The 15792-nt window shown below is 69.5% G+C and carries 17 protein-coding genes; 5 read left to right on the top strand and 12 right to left on the bottom strand.

The window, feature by feature from the left end; all coding sequences use genetic code 11:
• Positions 1-14: 14 nt before the first annotated feature.
• Positions 15-1523, top strand: coding sequence for a sensor histidine kinase (locus AC1DSZ_RS00800; protein WP_476836505.1), 1509 nt, complete (start codon positions 15-17; stop codon positions 1521-1523).
• 2 nt (positions 1524-1525) lie between these two features.
• Positions 1526-2911: a sigma-54-dependent transcriptional regulator gene (locus AC1DSZ_RS00795; RefSeq protein ID WP_476836504.1), complete on the top strand. Its 1386-nt coding sequence runs from the start codon at positions 1526-1528 to the stop codon at positions 2909-2911.
• Between the two features lie 68 nt (positions 2912-2979).
• Here AC1DSZ_RS00795 and phnN read toward each other — a convergent pair whose 3' ends face one another.
• The 12 genes from phnN to phnC form a co-directional block, all read right to left on the bottom strand.
• Positions 2980-3546, bottom strand: coding sequence for a phosphonate metabolism protein/1,5-bisphosphokinase (PRPP-forming) PhnN (gene phnN / locus AC1DSZ_RS00790; RefSeq protein ID WP_476836503.1), 567 nt, complete (start codon positions 3544-3546; stop codon positions 2980-2982).
• Positions 3543-4688: an alpha-D-ribose 1-methylphosphonate 5-triphosphate diphosphatase gene (locus AC1DSZ_RS00785; RefSeq protein ID WP_476836502.1), complete on the bottom strand. Its 1146-nt coding sequence runs from the start codon at positions 4686-4688 to the stop codon at positions 3543-3545. Before AC1DSZ_RS00785 ends, phnN begins: the two co-directional genes overlap by 4 nt.
• A gap of 9 nt (positions 4689-4697) precedes the next feature.
• The gene (gene phnL, locus AC1DSZ_RS00780; RefSeq protein WP_476836501.1) at positions 4698-5399 is read right to left on the bottom strand and encodes a phosphonate C-P lyase system protein PhnL; all 702 of its coding nucleotides are present in this window, start codon (positions 5397-5399) and stop codon (positions 4698-4700) included.
• The gene (phnK, locus tag AC1DSZ_RS00775) at positions 5396-6181 is read right to left on the bottom strand and encodes a phosphonate C-P lyase system protein PhnK (RefSeq protein WP_476836500.1); all 786 of its coding nucleotides are present in this window, start codon (positions 6179-6181) and stop codon (positions 5396-5398) included. The genes phnL and phnK overlap by 4 nt, the downstream gene beginning before the upstream one ends.
• A complete protein-coding gene (locus AC1DSZ_RS00770; protein ID WP_476836499.1) occupies positions 6178-7071 on the bottom strand; it encodes an alpha-D-ribose 1-methylphosphonate 5-phosphate C-P-lyase PhnJ in 894 nt (297 codons plus the stop codon). The genes phnK and AC1DSZ_RS00770 overlap by 4 nt, the downstream gene beginning before the upstream one ends.
• On the bottom strand, positions 7068-8189 hold the full coding sequence (locus AC1DSZ_RS00765; protein ID WP_476836498.1) for a carbon-phosphorus lyase complex subunit: 1122 nt from the start codon (positions 8187-8189) through the stop codon (positions 7068-7070). The genes AC1DSZ_RS00770 and AC1DSZ_RS00765 overlap by 4 nt, the downstream gene beginning before the upstream one ends.
• A gap of 9 nt (positions 8190-8198) precedes the next feature.
• Entirely contained in the window at positions 8199-8804 is a 606-nt protein-coding gene (gene phnH, locus AC1DSZ_RS00760; RefSeq protein ID WP_476836497.1) for a phosphonate C-P lyase system protein PhnH, read from the bottom strand.
• Entirely contained in the window at positions 8804-9211 is a 408-nt protein-coding gene (gene phnG / locus AC1DSZ_RS00755; protein WP_476836983.1) for a phosphonate C-P lyase system protein PhnG, read from the bottom strand. Before phnG ends, phnH begins: the two co-directional genes overlap by 1 nt.
• Before the next feature lie 100 nt (positions 9212-9311).
• Positions 9312-10199: a phosphonate ABC transporter, permease protein PhnE gene (gene phnE, locus AC1DSZ_RS00750; protein ID WP_476836496.1), complete on the bottom strand. Its 888-nt coding sequence runs from the start codon at positions 10197-10199 to the stop codon at positions 9312-9314.
• The gene (phnE, locus tag AC1DSZ_RS00745; protein WP_476836495.1) at positions 10196-11080 is read right to left on the bottom strand and encodes a phosphonate ABC transporter, permease protein PhnE; all 885 of its coding nucleotides are present in this window, start codon (positions 11078-11080) and stop codon (positions 10196-10198) included. The genes phnE (AC1DSZ_RS00750) and phnE (AC1DSZ_RS00745) overlap by 4 nt, the downstream gene beginning before the upstream one ends.
• A 55-nt stretch (positions 11081-11135) precedes the next feature.
• Complete coding sequence (gene phnD, locus AC1DSZ_RS00740) at positions 11136-12074, bottom strand: phosphonate ABC transporter substrate-binding protein (protein ID WP_476836494.1); 939 nt, start codon at positions 12072-12074, stop codon at positions 11136-11138.
• Between the two features lie 42 nt (positions 12075-12116).
• Positions 12117-12917, bottom strand: a complete 801-nt coding sequence (gene phnC / locus AC1DSZ_RS00735) for a phosphonate ABC transporter ATP-binding protein (protein WP_476836493.1) — start codon at positions 12915-12917, stop codon at positions 12117-12119.
• 142 nt (positions 12918-13059) lie between these two features.
• Between phnC and AC1DSZ_RS00730 the strand changes: the two genes are divergently transcribed.
• From AC1DSZ_RS00730 to AC1DSZ_RS00720, 3 genes are all read left to right on the top strand, one after another.
• The gene (locus tag AC1DSZ_RS00730; protein WP_476836492.1) at positions 13060-13677 is read left to right on the top strand and encodes a DapH/DapD/GlmU-related protein; all 618 of its coding nucleotides are present in this window, start codon (positions 13060-13062) and stop codon (positions 13675-13677) included.
• Positions 13667-14374 carry a DUF1045 domain-containing protein gene (locus AC1DSZ_RS00725; RefSeq protein ID WP_476836491.1) on the top strand — a complete coding sequence of 236 codons (708 nt, stop codon included), beginning with the start codon at positions 13667-13669 and terminating at the stop codon, positions 14372-14374. Before AC1DSZ_RS00730 ends, AC1DSZ_RS00725 begins: the two co-directional genes overlap by 11 nt.
• Positions 14375-14511: 137 nt before the next feature.
• Positions 14512-15588, top strand: coding sequence for a tartrate dehydrogenase (locus AC1DSZ_RS00720; RefSeq protein ID WP_476836490.1), 1077 nt, complete (start codon positions 14512-14514; stop codon positions 15586-15588).
• Positions 15589-15792 lie beyond the last annotated feature (204 nt).

Genomic DNA, 15792 nt, shown 5'->3' with positions numbered 1-15792 from the left:
GATCCGTGGAGCCCATGCGGGCTCCACGGATTTTCACCAAGCTGTCGCGCTCCGCCGACGGACGCTACAGTGACCGGGCCGCGGGCGTCGCCCGCCACAGTGGACGCGCCATGTCGATCGCGACGCATCTCACCGAAAGCGAAGCGCCGATCGTCGAGGCGGCTCCCTCCCCTCGCGCCAGCTTCAGCCTGCTGCGGTGGTTCTCGCTGTCCAGCCTCGTGATCATCACGGTCGGCGGCGTCGCGATGGCGTTGCTGCTGGGGCAGTTCATCGCCCGCCACATGCTGATGCGCGACGCCGAAGTCAGCCGCGACTTCATCGAGAGCATCGCCCGGACCGAGGACAGCTACATGTCCTTCTCGGCCGGCGCCTCGGACGCGCAGGCCCGCGACGCCCTGAACCGTTTTGTGCTGCACATTCCGTCGCTGCCCGGCGTCGTGAACGCAAACCTCTACAGCGTCGACGGCGTCGTGTTGTGGTCCAGCGAGACCAGCCTTATCGGGCGACGCTTCACCAACAATGACGAGCTCGACGAAGCCCTGGCGGGCCAGATCGTCTCCTCGACGGGCGTGTTCAACCCCAACGACAAGAAGGCCGAACACACCTGGATCCGCGACCGCGCCGAGGACGGCCAGGACAACCGCTTTGTGGAGGCCTACCTGCCGATCCGCGACTCCGCGCGCCAGCACGTGATCGCCGTGGTGGAGATCTACAAGCTGCCGCGATCCCTGTTCCGATCCATAGACCGGGGCGTACAGCTTGTCTGGATCAGCGCGGGCCTGTTCGGCATCGCGCTCTACGCCGCGTTGTTCTGGCTGATCCGCAAGGCGGACGCGCTGCTGCGCGACCAGCAGGACCGGCTCGTCGCGTCCGAGTCCCTGTCGGCGGTGGGCGAGATGTCCGCCTCGGTGGCGCACAGCATCCGCAACCCGCTGGCCTCCATCCGCTCGGCGGCCGAGATCGCCCAGGAAGAGGACGGCCCGCAACTGGCCGCCTCGCTGCGCGACATCACCAATCAGGCCGACCGCATCGACGGCTGGATCAGGGACATGCTCGCCGCCTGCCGCGGCGGGACGATCCCGCGCGAAGCCGTGGACGTCCGCGCGCTGCTCGACGAGGTTCTCGGCGGCATGGCGCATGACATGCAGATGCGCGCCATCGTGGTCGAGAACCACCTGGAGGACCTGCCTATCGTGATCGGCAGCCGCACCTCGCTGCTGCACGCCTTTCGCAACATCGTCGCCAACGCGGTGGACGCGATGCCGCGCGGCGGCCGTCTGACGCTGACCGGCGGACGCGTCGGCGGCTCGGTGCGCGTCGATATCCATGACACGGGCCCGGGGATGAATGCGGCTTCCACCCGCAAGGCGTTCCGGCCGTTCTTCACCACCAAGCCCAACGGAACGGGCCTCGGCCTTTCGCTGTCGCGCCGCATCGTCGAGCGCCACGCCGGCGAAGTGCGCATCCAGAGCAGGCCCGGGCGCGGGACACGCGTCACCGTGATCCTGGCGCTGGAGCGCTGAGGATGGGGCAAGGCATCCTCTGCATCGAGGACGAGGCGGTTCTGGCGGGCAACATCAAGCGCTACCTCGACCGGCGGGGCTACGAGGTGATCGTGGCCGGAACAGCGGCCGATGGATTGCAGAGCCTCCAGGCGGGCGAGATCGACCTCGTGCTGCTCGACATCAACCTGCCGGACATGCACGGGCTGGACGTGCTGAAGCGCATTCGCGACACCGCCCCGCACGTGAAGGTGATCTGCGTCACCGGCAATGGCAGCGTGCAGGTGGCGGTGGACGCCATGAAGGCCGGCGCGTTCGACTACGTGGCGAAGCCCGTGGTGCTCAGCGCCTTGCACGTCCTGGTCGACAAGGCGGTCGGCCAGGAGCGCTTCGAGGGCGCGATGGCGTATTACGCCACGCAGGGCGCGCCGTCGGGCGGCCTCGCCGCGCTTGTTGGGCGATCCTCGCAGATGCAGGCGCTGCGCGAGCGGATCAAGACTTTCGTGGACGCCGAGGCGCGGCTGGTGGAAGGCCGACCGCCGACCGTGCTGATCCGGGGCGAGACCGGCGTCGGCAAGGAGCTGGTGGCGCGGGCCTTCCATCTCGAGGGCGGCCGGCGCCGGGCCCCTTTCATCGAGCCCAACTGCGCGGCCGTGCCCGTGCACCTGCTGGAGTCGGAGTTGTTCGGGCACGAGCGGGGCGCCTTCACGGACGCCAAGGAGCGCAAGCTGGGGTTGGCCGAAGCCGCCCACGGGGGAACGCTGTTTCTGGACGAGATCGGCGACACGGAGCCTTCGATCCAGCTGAAGCTGCTGAAATTGCTGGAGGACCGCACCGTCCGGCGCGTCGGCGGCGTGCGCGACCGCGTGGTCGACATCCGCTTCATCGCGGCCACGAACCGGCCGCTGGAGGAGCTGGTGCAGAGCGGCCGGTTTCGCGCCGATCTCTACTACCGGCTGCGGGTCGTCACCGTGGACGTGCCGCCGCTGCGCGACCGGCCGGATGACGCCGAGCACCTGGCCGAGCACTTCCTCCGGCTGCAGGGACAGCGCTACGGGCGGCCTTCGGTGACGCTGTCGCCGGCGGCGCGGCGGCTGGTGCGCAGCCACGCGTGGCCGGGCAACGTGCGCGAGTTGCGCAACGCCATCGAGCAGGCGCTGCTCAGCGCACGGCGCGACGTCGTGGAGCCCGAGGACCTGGCGCTCTCTACCATGGCGGCGCTGGCGCCCGTCGGCGCGCCCACCCCGACGGCGGCGCGGCAGTCGCGGCTGGAGGACGTGGAGCGGGACCACATCGCCACGGCTCTGCGCGAGTGCGGCGGCAACGTCACCCGCGCCGCCCAGCGGCTCGGGGTGACGCGCGACACCCTTCGCTACCGCTTGGCGAAATACGACATCCGCGCCGAATAGGCGGTGCGGAGGGCGTCGCTGAGCGTCGGTGGATTCCATCGCGCCGCAGACCCCCACGGCGAGACGCGTCAGCCCGTCGCGAGCGCTTCGCTGATGAGCGCTCGGAGCGCGGCGGCCGCCACGACAGGGTCGCCCACATTGGCGATTTCGAGATCGGGCGCCCAATCCAAATGAGCGCGAGCCCGCGACAGCCTGGCGGCGACGTCTTCGTTGCGCCCTCTGGCGGCGAGCCTCTGGCGCAGCACCTCCGGCGGGGCGCTCACCAGCACGACCGAAACACTGGCGAAGCGATCGCGTGCCTGCGGGATCACGGCGCGGGAGACGTTGGCGATCACCACGCGTCCGTCCCGCACCGCATCGACGATGCTCGCCGGCAGCGCGTAGCACAGGCCGTGGGCGCGCCAGCACAGCGGATAGAGCCCGGCCGCCTCGCCGGCCAGAAACGCCTCTTCGCTGAACGTGTCGTGATCCTCGAAGGCGTTCGCCGGCCGGTTCACGAGCCGGCGGGGGAATACCACACGGCCATCATGCGCGAAGGCGTCGCGCGCAATGCCGATCAGCGTGTCCTTGCCGGCGCCGCTCGGCCCGACCACCAGAATGAGGCGCCCGGGCCCCCATGCGCCGCCGTGGGTCACGAGATGCGCCGCCCCTCGCGCCAGACGGCGCGCACTGCGGGAAGGTCGCCCTGCGTGACGCGCACGAGATCCGCGCGGAGGCCGACCTCGATGCGGCCGCGGTCGCTGAGGCCGGCTGAGCGGGCCGGGTTGTCCGTGACGGTCGCGACGGCGTCCGGCAGCGTGATCGTGGGCACCCGCTGGTGCAGGTCGAAGGCGGCGTGGATCAGGCTCGCGGGGACGTAATCGGACGAGAAGATGTCGAGCATGCCGCGCCGCGCCAGATCCTCGGCGGCGACGTTGCCCGAATGGGAGCCGCCGCGCACCAGGTTGGGCGCGCCCATCAGGACGCCGATCCCGGCCGCGTGGGACGCTTCGGCGGCTTCAACCGTGGTGGGGAACTCGGCGATCGAGACACCGTCCGCCACCGATTCCTCCACATGCTCCAGCGTGGCGTCGTCGTGGCTGGCGAGCGCCACGCCGTGCTGCCGTGCGATCTCGACGAGGCGGCGGCGATTGGAGACGCCGAGCCGGCCGTGCTCCTCGATCCGGCGCTCGATGAGCTGCTGGAGCTCGGCCTCGTTCAGGGGCGTCTTGCCGCGGTAGTAGACCAGGAACTTCTCGACGTCGCGGAACTGGCGCTGGCCGGGGGTGTGGTCCATCAGCGACATGAGGTGGATGGGGCGCTTGGCCAGGAAGGCGGTCGTGACCTCGATCACGTCGCGGGTACAGATCTCGCAGCGCAGATGGGTGAGGTGCTCGGCGCGCAGGAGGTCCTTTTCGCGGGCTTCGTCGAGGGCGCCGGCCAGGATTTCCAGGCTGTTGGTGACGGCGTCGCGGCGATCCTCCTGCCCGGCGCGCAGGGAATCGAACACCGTGGTGATGCCGGATCCGGCGATCTGGGCGTCATAGGCCAGCACGGCCGAGACAGCCGGCCACCGCACGGCGGGGCGCGGCGTGTAGTGAAGCTCGAGGTGGTCGGTATGCAGTTCCACCAAGCCGGGGATCAGCGTGTCGCCCTTCAGGTCGAAACCCTTCTCGGGCGGCGCGCCCTCGCCGATCTCGACGATGCGGCCGTCGCTCACCGCCACCCAGCCGGTAGGTATCACGCGATCGCGAAGCACGAGGGTGGCGTTGGCGAGCACGTAGTCGCGCGGGTCCATGATGATCTCTCAGGCGGCGGCCGAAAAGCGGGTGACGTCCACGACGCGGTCGGCCACGCGGTCGCGCACGTCCTCGTCGTGGAAGATGCCCAGGATGGCGACGCCACGGCGCTTCTTGTCGTGGATCAGCTCCACCACGGCGGCGCGGTTGCGGGCGTCGAGGGACGCCGTCGGCTCGTCCAGCAGCAGCACCGGATGCTCGGCCACGAAGCCGCGCGCGATGTTGACGCGCTGCTGCTCGCCGCCCGAAAAGGTGGCGGGCGGCAGGCTCCAGAGCCGGCGCGGCACGTTGAGGCGCTCCAGCAAGGCGGCGGCCCGGTCAGCCGCGTCAGCCGGCGCGGCGCCCTGCTCCACCGCCGCCTGGGCGACGAGGTCCAGCGCCGAGACGCGCGGGATGACGCGCAGGAACTGGCTGACATAGCCCAGCGTGGTCCGACGCAGACGCAGCACGCGCCGCGGCGCGGCGCGCGCCACGTCGACGCGCTCGTCGCCGTCCCGCACCCAGACATGGCCATCGTCGCAACGGTAGTTGCCGTAGACGATCTTCAGCAGGGACGACTTGCCGGCGCCGGACGGGCCGCCGAGAACGACGCATTCGCCCGGCGCGACGGCCAGCGACACGTCGCGCACCACGGGCAGGCGGGCGCCGCCCTGCAGATGCATCGTGAAGGTCTTGCCGACGTTGTCGATCGCGAGCGCTTCCATGGTCATACCTGCAGCACGGAGGAGACGAGAAGCTGGGTGTAGGGCTCGCGCGGGTCGTCCAGCACCTGGTCGGTGAGGCCCGTCTCGATCACCCTGCCCTGCCGCATCACCATGATGCGGTGCGACAGCAGCCGCGCCACCGCCAGATCATGCGTGACGATGATCACCGCCAGCCCGAGATCGGCGACGAGCCCGCGCAGGAGGTCGAGCAGGCGCGCCTGGACGGAGACATCGAGGCCGCCTGTCGGCTCGTCCATGAACACGAGCCGCGGATGGGTGACGAGGTTGCGGGCGATCTGCAGGCGCTGGCGCATGCCGCCCGAAAAGGCGCGCGGCTGGTCGTCGATGCGCCCGGCCTCGATCTCGACGCGGCCGAGCCAGTCGAGCGCAGTGTCGCGGATGCGGCCGTAATGGCGCTCGCCGACCGCCATCAGGCGTTCGCCCACATTCGCGCCGGCCGAAACGCCCATGCGCAGCCCCTGGCGCGGATCCTGGTGGACGAAGCCCCAGTCGGTGCGCATCAGGAAGCGGCGCTCGGCTTCCGAGAGCGCGAACATGTCGCGCAACACGCCGTCGCGCATGCGGTAGCGCACCGCGCCGGCGCTGGGCGCGAGCTGGGTGGAGAGCACGCTGAGCAGCGTCGACTTGCCGGAGCCGGATTCGCCCACCACGGCCAGCACCTCGCCCGCGTAGAGCTCGAACGACACGTCGGCGCAGCCGACGCGCGCGCCGTACATCTTGCCCAGCGACTCGACCTGAAGCAGAGGCAGTTCGTGGTCGGGGCTCATGGCGCGCCTCCCTCGGCGGGCGCGTCGGCCAGCATCTCGCCCCGATGCCCTTCGGCGCGGCGGGTCTCGCAGTAATCCGTGTCCGAGCACACGAACATGCGCCCGCCCCTGTCATCCAGCACGACCTCGTCGAGGTAGACGCCGTGGGCGGCGCAGAGCGCGCAGGGCTTGTCGAACCTGTTCACCTCGAAGGGGTGGTCCTCGAAATCCAGCGACACGACCTGCGTATACGGAGGCAGCGCATAGATGCGCTTTTCGCGACCCGCGCCGAAGAGCTGCAGCGCGGGCGACATGTGCATCTTCGGGTTGTCGAATTTGGGCGTCGGCGACGGGTCCATCAGGTAGCGGCCGTTTACCTTCACCGGATACGCGTAGGTGGTGGCGATGTGGCCGTGCCGGGCGATGTCCTCGTAGAGCTTCACGTGCATGAGGCCGTATTCCTCCAGCGCGTGCATGGTGCGCGTCTCGGTTTCGCGCGGCTCCAGGAAGCGCAGCGGCTCGGGGATCGGCACCTGGTAGACGAGGATCTGCTCCTCCGAGAGCGGCGCCTCCGGGATGCGGTGGCGCGTCTGGATCACGGTTGCCTCAGCCGTCGCCGTCGTGGTTGCGACGCCGGCCGTGCGGGCGAAGAACTTGCGGATCGACACCGCATTGGTGGTGTCGTCCGAGCCCTGGTCGATGACCTTGAGCACGTCGTGCTCGCCGATCACCGCGGCGGTCACCTGCACGCCGCCCGTGCCCCAGCCATAGGGCATCGGCATCTCGCGCGATGCGAACGGGACCTGATACCCGGGAACCGCGATGGCCTTCAGGATGGCGCGGCGGATCATCCGCTTGGTCTGCTCGTCGAGATACGCGAAGTTGTATCCGGCCGTCATGGGGGCGTTCATTCGGCCGCCTCCCTGCGCGGGGCAGCCTCGGGCTGTTTCGCGGCGGCGCGCTCGGCATGCTCGCGGCGCAGCTGCCGGATCAGGCCGAGCTCGGCCTGAAAGTCGACGTAGTGCGGCAGCTTCAGGTGCTCGACGAAGCCGGTTGCCTGCACGTTGTCGGAGTGCGACAGCACGAATTCCTCGTCCTGCGCGGGCGCGACCACGTCCTCGCCGAACTCGCGGGTGCGCAGCGCCCGGTCCACAAGCGCCATTGACATGGCCTTGCGCTCGGACTGGCCGAACACGAGACCGTAGCCGCGGGTGAACTGCGGCGCGACCTCGGCCGTGCCGGAAAACTGCGTGACCATCTCGCATTCGGTGAGGGCGACGCGCCCGAGCGAGACCGGAAAGCCCAGCTCCTCCGGCGTGAACTCGACCTCGACCTCGCCGTAGCGGATCTCGCCCACGAAGGGGTGAGTCCGGCCAAAGCCGCGCTGGGTGGAGTAGCCGAGCGCCAGCAGGAAGCCCTCGTCGCCCCGCGCGAGGTTCTGCAGGCGGAGGTCGCGGCCGGCCGGAAAGCCCAGCGGCTCGCGGGTCAGGTCGCCGACCGCCTCGTCGCCGCGCCCCGGCGGGTTCGCTTCAATCAGTTCTTCGTCATCCAGCAGCCCGGTGACGTGCGGCGCGTCGATGGCCTCGCCCTCCCCGGCCATCGTGGGCTCGGGCGGCGATACGCCGGCCGCGAGCGCGAAGTCGATGAGGCGATGCGTGTAGTCGAAGGTGGGGCCGAGCACCTGCCCGCCGGGCAGGTCCTTGTAGGTCGCCGACACGCGCCGCTCGATGCGCATGGCGTCGGTCTCGACCGGCTCGGACGCGCCGAAGCGCGGCAAGGTGGTACGAAAGGCCCGGACGAGGAAAATGGCCTCGATCAGGTCGCCACGGCTCTGCTTGATCGCCAAGGCGGCAAGATCGCGGTCATAGAGCGAGCCCTCGGCCATGACGCGGTCGACCGCGAGCGCGAGCTGCTCGTCGATCTGCGCGGGCGTAAGCTCCGGGACGGCGGGATCGCCCCGGCGGGCGTGATCGAGGAGGCGGTGGGCGTTTTCGATCGCCCGCTCCCCGCCTTTGACTGCGACATACATGGTTCGATCTCACTTCTCGACGATGGTCGAGCGGGGAATGGCGGCGACGCAGTCGCGGTGCGCGAAGACGAGATCGACGCCGCGCGGGAACAGGCCGTGGTTGTCTGCAAGGCGCGCCAGCACGTCGTTCGGCAGCGGGCCGGCCGAGAAGCGGGTCTCGCCGTTCACGCCCGGGCCGGCGAGCCTCCAGCCACGCTCGGTGTCGATCCAGTCGACGCCGATCACCAGCGTGGTGGAGCGGTCCGGATATTCGGGCGAGCCCAGCGCGAAGCAATCCAGCGGCGGCATTTCGGCCCCATCGGCCAGAAAGGCGAAGCTCGCCTTGCGCGGGTCGGCGACGATCGGAGCGCCGGTGTGAAAGCGGAGGAACTCGGCCACGGCCGGATCGGCCGCCAGCGCGTCGTCCAGCCACACGGGGCTCTCGAAATCGCACATCGCGAGCGCCAGCGCGGCGGCGGCCGGGGCCATGCGGCCGGGCGGCTTCACCGATACGGTCAGCGTACGGGCGAGCCCCGGACGCGCCATCGCCATCATGACGCAGCGAAACACCGCCTGGGCGTCGAAGACCGGACGCTCGAAGCCGGCCGAAAGGGCGGTCGAAAGGGCGGCGGACATCAGTCTTCTCCGCGAACGAGGGTGAAGAAGTCGACCCGGGTGGCGGCCGTGCGGGCTGCGGCCTCGCGCCGGTCCGCCTCGATGCGGGCCTGGACGGAATCGATGAACACGGTTTCGACCAACGCGACGTCGCGCCGCCAGACGGCGTCGATCACGGCCGCGAGCCTGGCGCGGGCGGGGTCGCGGCCGAGCAGGTAGGACATCCCGACCTCGCCGGTCTCCAGCCGCACGGCGGCGCGCGTGACGGTCGCCTCGCCCATGTTGAAGGGCGCGCCGTCGCCGCCCATCCGGCCGCGCAGCATCACGAGGCCGATCTCGGGAGCGCGGATGTCCTGATAAGCGGGCCTGCCGAGGCGGGCCACGGCCCGTTCGAGTTCGTCGAGCGTCGCCAGAGCGGCGGTCGCCATCAGGTGCTGGCGGGCGACGGTGTCGTCGATGCGCCGGGCGTTCAACTGCATGACCATGGGAGGTCTGCTAAGCCGGTCGGATGACGCCCGGATGACGCATTCAGCCCTGCGGACCGTTTCCGATCACGGCGAAGCGCAGCCGGGCCGACACGGCGTCGATGGCCACCACGGCGGCGAGCACGAGCAGCACCAGAAAGGACACGTGGCCCCACTCCAGCACCTTGATCTCCTCATAGAGGTACTGGCCGATGCCGCCCGCGCCGACGATGCCGATGATGGTCGCCGAGCGGGTGTTGGATTCGAAGAAATAGAGGATCTGGCTGGCCATCACGGGCAGGACCTGCGGCAGGAGCCCGAAACGCACGCCGTGGAGACGGCTGCCGCCGGTCGATTCGACGCCCTCCACCGCCTTGCGGTCGGCCGCCTCGATGGCCTCGGAGAACAGCTTGCCGAAGGCGCCGAAATCCGAGCTCATGATGGCCAGCACGCCCGCAAAGGGGCCGAGCCCCACCACGTTGATCCAGATGAGCGCCCAGATCAGCGTGTCGACGCTGCGGATGGTGTCGAGAAAACGCCGCACGCCGAAGCGGAAGATCCAGCTCGGGATGACGTTGCGGGCCGCCAGAAAGCCGAGCGGCAAGGCAAGCACGGCGGCCAGCAACGTTCCCAGAAACGCGATCGCGAGCGTCTCCGCCAAGGCATGCAGGTAGATCACGAGCTTTGCGGTCGTGCCGTAGCTCGGCGGCAGCATCAGGCCGACGAAGTCGCCGAGCCGGCCCATGCCGGACCAGACGCGGGCCCACGAGATGTCGAGGCTGTCCAGCGCGTAGGCGAAGAGCGCGATGGGGGCGAGCACGCTCAGCCCGACGATCGCGCGGCGGCGCCAGTCCGGCCGGAACACCATAGGGTGCCGCGCCGCCATGGCGGCGAGATCGACGTCGCCAAGGCTGGCCCGGCGAGACGGCGCCAAGGATGCTCCCTCGCTCATCGTCCCGCCTCCTTGCCGATCAAAGCGTGGCGCGCGCGTTCGGTGACGAGGTCGATCAGCATCACGGCGGCGACGATCAAAAGCAGGATGGCGCTGACGTCGGAGTAGTAGAACTTGCGGATCGCCTCCACGAGGTCCTGGCCGATGCCGCCGGCGCCGACGAAGCCCATGATGGCGGCGCCGCGCACGTTCACTTCGAAACGCAGTAGCGCGTAGCTGGTGAAGTTGGACAGCACCTGCGGCACCGCGCCGAAGCGCACGCCCTCCGTCCAGCTCGCGCCGGTGGCGACCACGCCTTCCACAGGCTTCATGTCGATGTTCTCGACCACTTCGGCGAAGAGCTTGCCGAGCGCCCCCATGGTGTGGATGCCGAGCGCCAGGATGCCGGGCAGCGGCCCGAGCCCGAACGCCACCACGAAGATGAGCGCGAACACGAGTTCCGGCACGGTGCGGCAGAACTCGAGGAAGCGGCGCGCCGTAAAGCGCAGCCAGGGCGCGACGAGCATGTTGCGGGCCGCCAGGAAACAGAGCGCGAAGGCGCCGAGCCCGCCGATCACGGTGCCCAGATAGGCGATCAGGACGGTTTCGCCCAGGAGCCGCAGCCACTTGCGCAGGCCCCAGAACCATTCCGTCGGGTGGGTGAAGACGAGGGCGCCGTCCTCCAGCGTGAAAATGCGGCCGAGATAGCTGGTGAAGCGGCCGATATTGCCGAAGAAGGTCGCGAGATCGACTTCGCTGATGCGCGCCGCAATCAGGATCAGCGCCAGCAGGATGGCGAGCCCGGCCAGAAGGCGTCGGCGCTTGGCCGCGACCGCGGCCTCGTAGGCTCCCGCGAGCGCCGCGTTCTGGGCGTCCGGCCTCAACGGAACTGCGGTCGCCATGGCGGGCCTCACGAAAATGGGGCGCGGCAAACGCCGCGCCCCCACAGGCAGGAGATCAGGACGACTTCTTGCGCAGGCTGTCGACAAAGCGGATCAGCTCGATCGTCTGGTCGTAGTCCTTGTTCTCGGTCGCGGCCCAGGGCTTGTTCTTGCCGTCCGACAGCTTGTCGAAGGCGGCCTTGTCCTTGGTGGCGGCGTTCATGAAGGCGTCGCGGATCTTGGCCTTCAGGTCGTCCGGCAGGCTGGAGAGAAAGGCGTAGGGGCCGTTCACGATCATCGTGGACTTGTGGATGATGCGGTAGTCGCTGACCTTGGCGGGCGAGCCGTCGGCGTTCTTCAGCATGTTCTTGGTGATCATGCGGTAGAGGTAGCTGTCGTCGTCGGCCGTCCAGGCGTTGGCGGCGACGTCGACGGTGCCCTGGCTGAGCGCCAGCACGGCGTTCTCGTGGCTGCCCGTGAACACGACCTTGTCGAAGAACTTCTCCGGCTCGATCTTCATCTTGTCGAGCTCGAAGCGCGGCATGTTGTTGCCGGAGGTGGAGTTCGGGTCGACCAGGCCGAGGTTCTTGCCCTTGAGGTCCTGCAGCGTCTTGTAGGGGCTGGAGGCCTTCACGTAGAACACCGAGTAGTAGCCCTTGGCGCCGTCATTGTTGACGTCCATCGCGAACACGTCGGTGGCGACGCCCGTGAGGCGGGCGCGGGCGAAGGACGCCGGTCCGTAATAGGCGATGTGGATGTTGCCGGCGCGCTGGCCCTCGATCACGGCCGCGTAGTCCTGGGCGACGCGCAGCGTCACCTTCACGCCGATCTCCTTGGAGAGATACTCCACGAAGGGACCGTAGCGGTCGAGCACGCCCGAGCCGTTCTCGGCCGGGATCACGCCGAGCACGAGCTCGGGATATTTGGCTTTCCAATCCTGCGCGAAGGCGCCGGTGGCCAGCGTCGCGCCCACCAGGGCGGCGCCGGCGGCGATCAGAGTGCGACGGTTCAACATGGGTCTCTCCTGGGTGGAAATTTCGCCGCGACGGCGGCGGGGTCAGGCGGCCGCGAAGGCGGCGGCGGCCGGTTGGGCGCGGTCGGGCGCGGCGTCCATCACGTCGCCGGCCTCGAGGCCGTAGAGTTCGCGCGCGACGTCCTCGGTCAGCGCCTCGGGGGCGCCGTCGAACACCACGCGGCCCTGCGCCATGCCGACGAGGCGGTCGCAATAGGTGCGCGCGAGATCCAGCGAATGGAGGTTGCACAGCACCGTGATGCCGTAGTGCTTGTTGATGCGCAGCAGCGCGTCCATCACCACCTTGGTGTTGCGCGGATCCAGCGACGCGATGGGCTCGTCGGCCAGGATCATGCGCGGCTCCTGCACCAGAGCCCTTGCGATGGCGACGCGCTGCTGCTGCCCGCCCGAGAGGCTGTCGGCGCGTTGCGCGGCCAGGTTGGCGATGTCGAGCATCTCCAGCGCGGAAAGCGCCATCGCCTTGTCCTGCGGGCTCCACAGCCGCAGCACGGAGGTGAGCGTCGAGGTCTTGTTGAGCCGGCCCATCAGCACGTTGGTGAGCACGTCGAGCCGGCCGCTGAGGTTGAACTGCTGGAAGATCATGGCGCAGTCGGCCCGCCAGTCACGCAAGGCCTGGCCGCGCAGCGCCGTGACGTCGCGGCCCTCGCACAGGATGCGGCCTTCGCTCGGCTCCTGCAGGCGATTAATCATGCGTAACAGCGTCGACTTGCCGGCGCCGGAGCGGCCGATCACGCCCACGAAGCCACCGCTCTCGATCGTTAGGTTCACGTCGCTGACTGCGGCCTTGCCGCCGAAAAGTCGCGTCAGTCCCTCGATCACCAGCATTGGGTCGCCCCCGAAATCCCGCTGAGGGAACCGGCTAAAGGGTCTCCGCAACGCTTTCGTGACAGCCGCTCCGCATCGCGTCATTCCGGCGTCATGGCGCCGTGCGACCGACCGGCGCGAACGGATGCGGAGGAGAATCGGCGTGGCGACGAAACTGGGCCCCGAGCCGCTGATCCATCCCACCGCGCGGGTGGTGCAATCCGATCTCGGGCGCTACACCGAGGTCGGCGCCCGCACGAGCGTGGCCGAGACCCGCATGGGCGACTACTCCTACGTGGTGCAGGATTCCGACATCATCTACACGACCATCGGGCGGTTCTGCTCCATCGCGGCGGCCACCCGCATCAATCCCGGCAATCACCCGATGCACCGGGCCTCGCAGGCGCATTTCACCTACCGGGCGTCGGCCTATTTCGACGGGGAGGCTGACGAAGCCGCGTTTTTCGACTGGCGTCGCTCCACGCCGGTCACGATCGGCCACGACGTCTGGATCGGGCACGGCGCCATCATCCTGCCCGGCCGCAGCATCGGCGACGGCGCCGTGGTGGCGGCCGGCGCGGTAGTGACCAAGGACGTCGCGCCCTACACGATCGTGGCCGGCGTCCCGGCCTGCCCGGTGCGCCGGCGCTTCGACGCCCGCACGGCCGATCGCCTCCAGGCGCTCGCCTGGTGGGACTGGGATCACGAGCGGCTGCGTCTGGCGCTGCCGGATTTCCGAGCGCTGTCGGTCGACGCGTTTCTCGAACGCCATGGCGGCTGACCCGATGGATGCGCCCCGCTACGCCATCTACTTCGCGCCCTCCACCGACACCGCGCTCTGGCGGTTCGGCTCGGCCGTGCTCGGCTACGACGCCGCGACCGGCCAGGACGTGCCGGCGCTGGCGCCCGCGGGTATCGCCGAAGCCGAGTGGCGCGACCTCACCGCGGATCCGCGCCGCTACGGCTTCCACGCCACCCTGAAGGCGCCGTTCCGGCTCGCGGGGGGCTGGTCTGAAGCCGATCTCGTCGCCGCGATGGCGACGCTCGCGCGCCAACAGCCGGCCGTCGAAGCCGACCTCGCCGTCATGTCGCTCGGATCGTTCGTGGCGCTCGCGCCGCGCGACCAGCCGCCCGCCCTGTCGGCGCTGGCCGACGCGGCCGTGGACGCTTTCGAGCCGTTCCGCGCGCCGCCCACCCCGGCCGAGCGGCTGCGGCGCAATCCGGACGCGATGACGCCGCGCCAGCGCGCCTTGTTCGAGCGCTACGGCTATCCCTATGTGCGCGAACTGTTTCGCTTCCACATGACGCTCACGGGCCCTCTCGGCGCACATGCCGGCGCCATCGCGGTGCGCCTCCAGGCTCTGGCCGACGAGCACCGCGCCGGGGGCCCGACGCCGGTGGATCGCATCGCGTTGTTTCGACAGGAACCCGGAGAGCGGTTCCGGATCGTCACGCATGAGAGGTTGGGCCGGGGGTGACCCGACTTCCTGTTTCAGCCCGGCCCTAGTCGCGCGGTCAACCCGCCAAACACGCCTAGCCTCCCGCCGCGCGCGTCACTAAGCTCCGGCCGTTCCTTGCGCACGGCCGCGGCCGCATCCTCCCCCGGAGTTCCCCCATGAAGACCTACTCGATCGCGGCCATCCCGGGCGACGGCATCGGCACGGAGGTAATCTCGGCCGGCGTCGAGGTGATGGACGCGCTGGCCAGGCGCTACGGCACGTTCGGGTTCGCGGTGGACCATTTCGACTGGGGCGGCGAGTACTACAAGCGCCACGGCGCGATGATGCCGGCCGACGGCCGCGAGCAGATCCGCAATCACGACGCCATCCTGTTCGGCTCCGCCGGCCACCCGGAGATCCCCGACCACATCACGCTCTGGGGCCTGCGGCTCGCCATCTGCCAGCCCTTCGACCAGTACGCCAATGTCCGCCCCACCCGCATCCTGCCGGGCATCACCAGCCCGCTGCGCAAGGTGGAGGGCCCGGAGCTCGACTGGGTGATCGTGCGCGAGAACTCGGAGGGCGAATATGCGGGCGTCGGCGGGCGGGTCCACAAGGGGCTGCCGCTCGAGGTCGCGACCGACGTCTCCATCCTCACCCGCGCGGGCGTGGAGCGCATCATCCGCTTCGCGTTCGAGCTCGCCCGCTCGCGGCCGCGCAAGCTCCTCACGGTGGTGACCAAGTCCAACGCCCAGCGCCACGGCATGGTGATGTGGGACGACATCGCCACCGAGGTGGCGGCCGGCTACCCGGACGTGACCTGGGACAAGATGCTGGTCGACGCCATGACGATGCGCATGGTGATCAAGCCCGAGACGCTCGACACCATCGTGGCGACCAATCTCCACGCCGACATCCTGTCGGACCTCGCGGCCGCGCTGGCGGGCTCGCTCGGCATCGCGCCCACCGCCAACCTCAACCCCGAGCGCGTGTTTCCGTCGATGTTCGAGCCCATCCACGGCTCGGCCTTCGACATCATGGGCAAGGGCGTCGCCAACCCGATCGGGACGTTCTGGTCTCTCGTGATGATGCTGGAGCATCTCGGCGAGCCGGAGGCGGCGGGCCGGCTCATGACCGCCATCGAGCGCGTCACCGCCAACCCGCAGTTCCACACGCCCGACCTCGGCGGCAAGGCCCGCACCGCGGAGGTCACCGCCGCGGTGATCGGGGCCATTCAGGCCGCGAACGACTGAGGGCTTTTTCCCACCCTCCGCCGTCATTGCGAGCCGAAGGCGAAGCAATCCAGTCTAATGGCCCGGCCTTTAGCTGGATTGCTTCGCTCTCGCTCGCAATGACGGGAGGGTGGCGCTGGCTGTCCAGCGTCTCCCCAGACGGCTCCCAATCTGGCGTCATCCCCGGCGGCGCGAAGCGCCGGGAAGGGGATCCAGGGGTGAGCG

It is taken from the genome of Alsobacter sp. P4_H11, assembly GCF_056400925.1.
Note: the sequence above shows the minus strand (reverse complement) of the source record. Positions and strands in the feature narration are given on the sequence as shown.

Excerpts from the sequence above, each read along its gene's own strand:
- AC1DSZ_RS00765 (WP_476836498.1), bottom strand. The coding sequence starts at position 8,189 with ATGTATGTCGCAGTCAAAGGCGGGGAGCGGGCGATCGAAAACGCCCAC.
- phnL (WP_476836501.1), bottom strand. The coding sequence starts at position 5,399 with ATGACCATGGAAGCGCTCGCGATCGACAACGTCGGCAAGACCTTCACG.
- phnG (WP_476836983.1), bottom strand. The coding sequence starts at position 9,211 with ATGGCGACCGCCGCTCTGGCGACGCTCGACGAACTCGAACGGGCCGTG.
- phnE (WP_476836496.1), bottom strand. The coding sequence starts at position 10,199 with ATGAGCGAGGGAGCATCCTTGGCGCCGTCTCGCCGGGCCAGCCTTGGC.
- AC1DSZ_RS00720 (WP_476836490.1), top strand. The coding sequence starts at position 14,512 with ATGAAGACCTACTCGATCGCGGCCATCCCGGGCGACGGCATCGGCACG.
- AC1DSZ_RS00800 (WP_476836505.1), top strand. The coding sequence starts at position 15 with ATGCGGGCTCCACGGATTTTCACCAAGCTGTCGCGCTCCGCCGACGGA.
- phnK (WP_476836500.1), bottom strand. The coding sequence starts at position 6,181 with ATGAGCCCCGACCACGAACTGCCTCTGCTTCAGGTCGAGTCGCTGGGC.
- phnH (WP_476836497.1), bottom strand. The coding sequence starts at position 8,804 with ATGTCCGCCGCCCTTTCGACCGCCCTTTCGGCCGGCTTCGAGCGTCCG.
- phnE (WP_476836495.1), bottom strand. The coding sequence starts at position 11,080 with ATGGCGACCGCAGTTCCGTTGAGGCCGGACGCCCAGAACGCGGCGCTC.
- AC1DSZ_RS00785 (WP_476836502.1), bottom strand. The coding sequence starts at position 4,688 with ATGGACCCGCGCGACTACGTGCTCGCCAACGCCACCCTCGTGCTTCGC.
- AC1DSZ_RS00770 (WP_476836499.1), bottom strand. The coding sequence starts at position 7,071 with ATGAACGCCCCCATGACGGCCGGATACAACTTCGCGTATCTCGACGAG.
- phnD (WP_476836494.1), bottom strand. The coding sequence starts at position 12,074 with ATGTTGAACCGTCGCACTCTGATCGCCGCCGGCGCCGCCCTGGTGGGC.
- phnC (WP_476836493.1), bottom strand. The coding sequence starts at position 12,917 with ATGCTGGTGATCGAGGGACTGACGCGACTTTTCGGCGGCAAGGCCGCA.
- AC1DSZ_RS00725 (WP_476836491.1), top strand. The coding sequence starts at position 13,667 with ATGGCGGCTGACCCGATGGATGCGCCCCGCTACGCCATCTACTTCGCG.
- AC1DSZ_RS00795 (WP_476836504.1), top strand. The coding sequence starts at position 1,526 with ATGGGGCAAGGCATCCTCTGCATCGAGGACGAGGCGGTTCTGGCGGGC.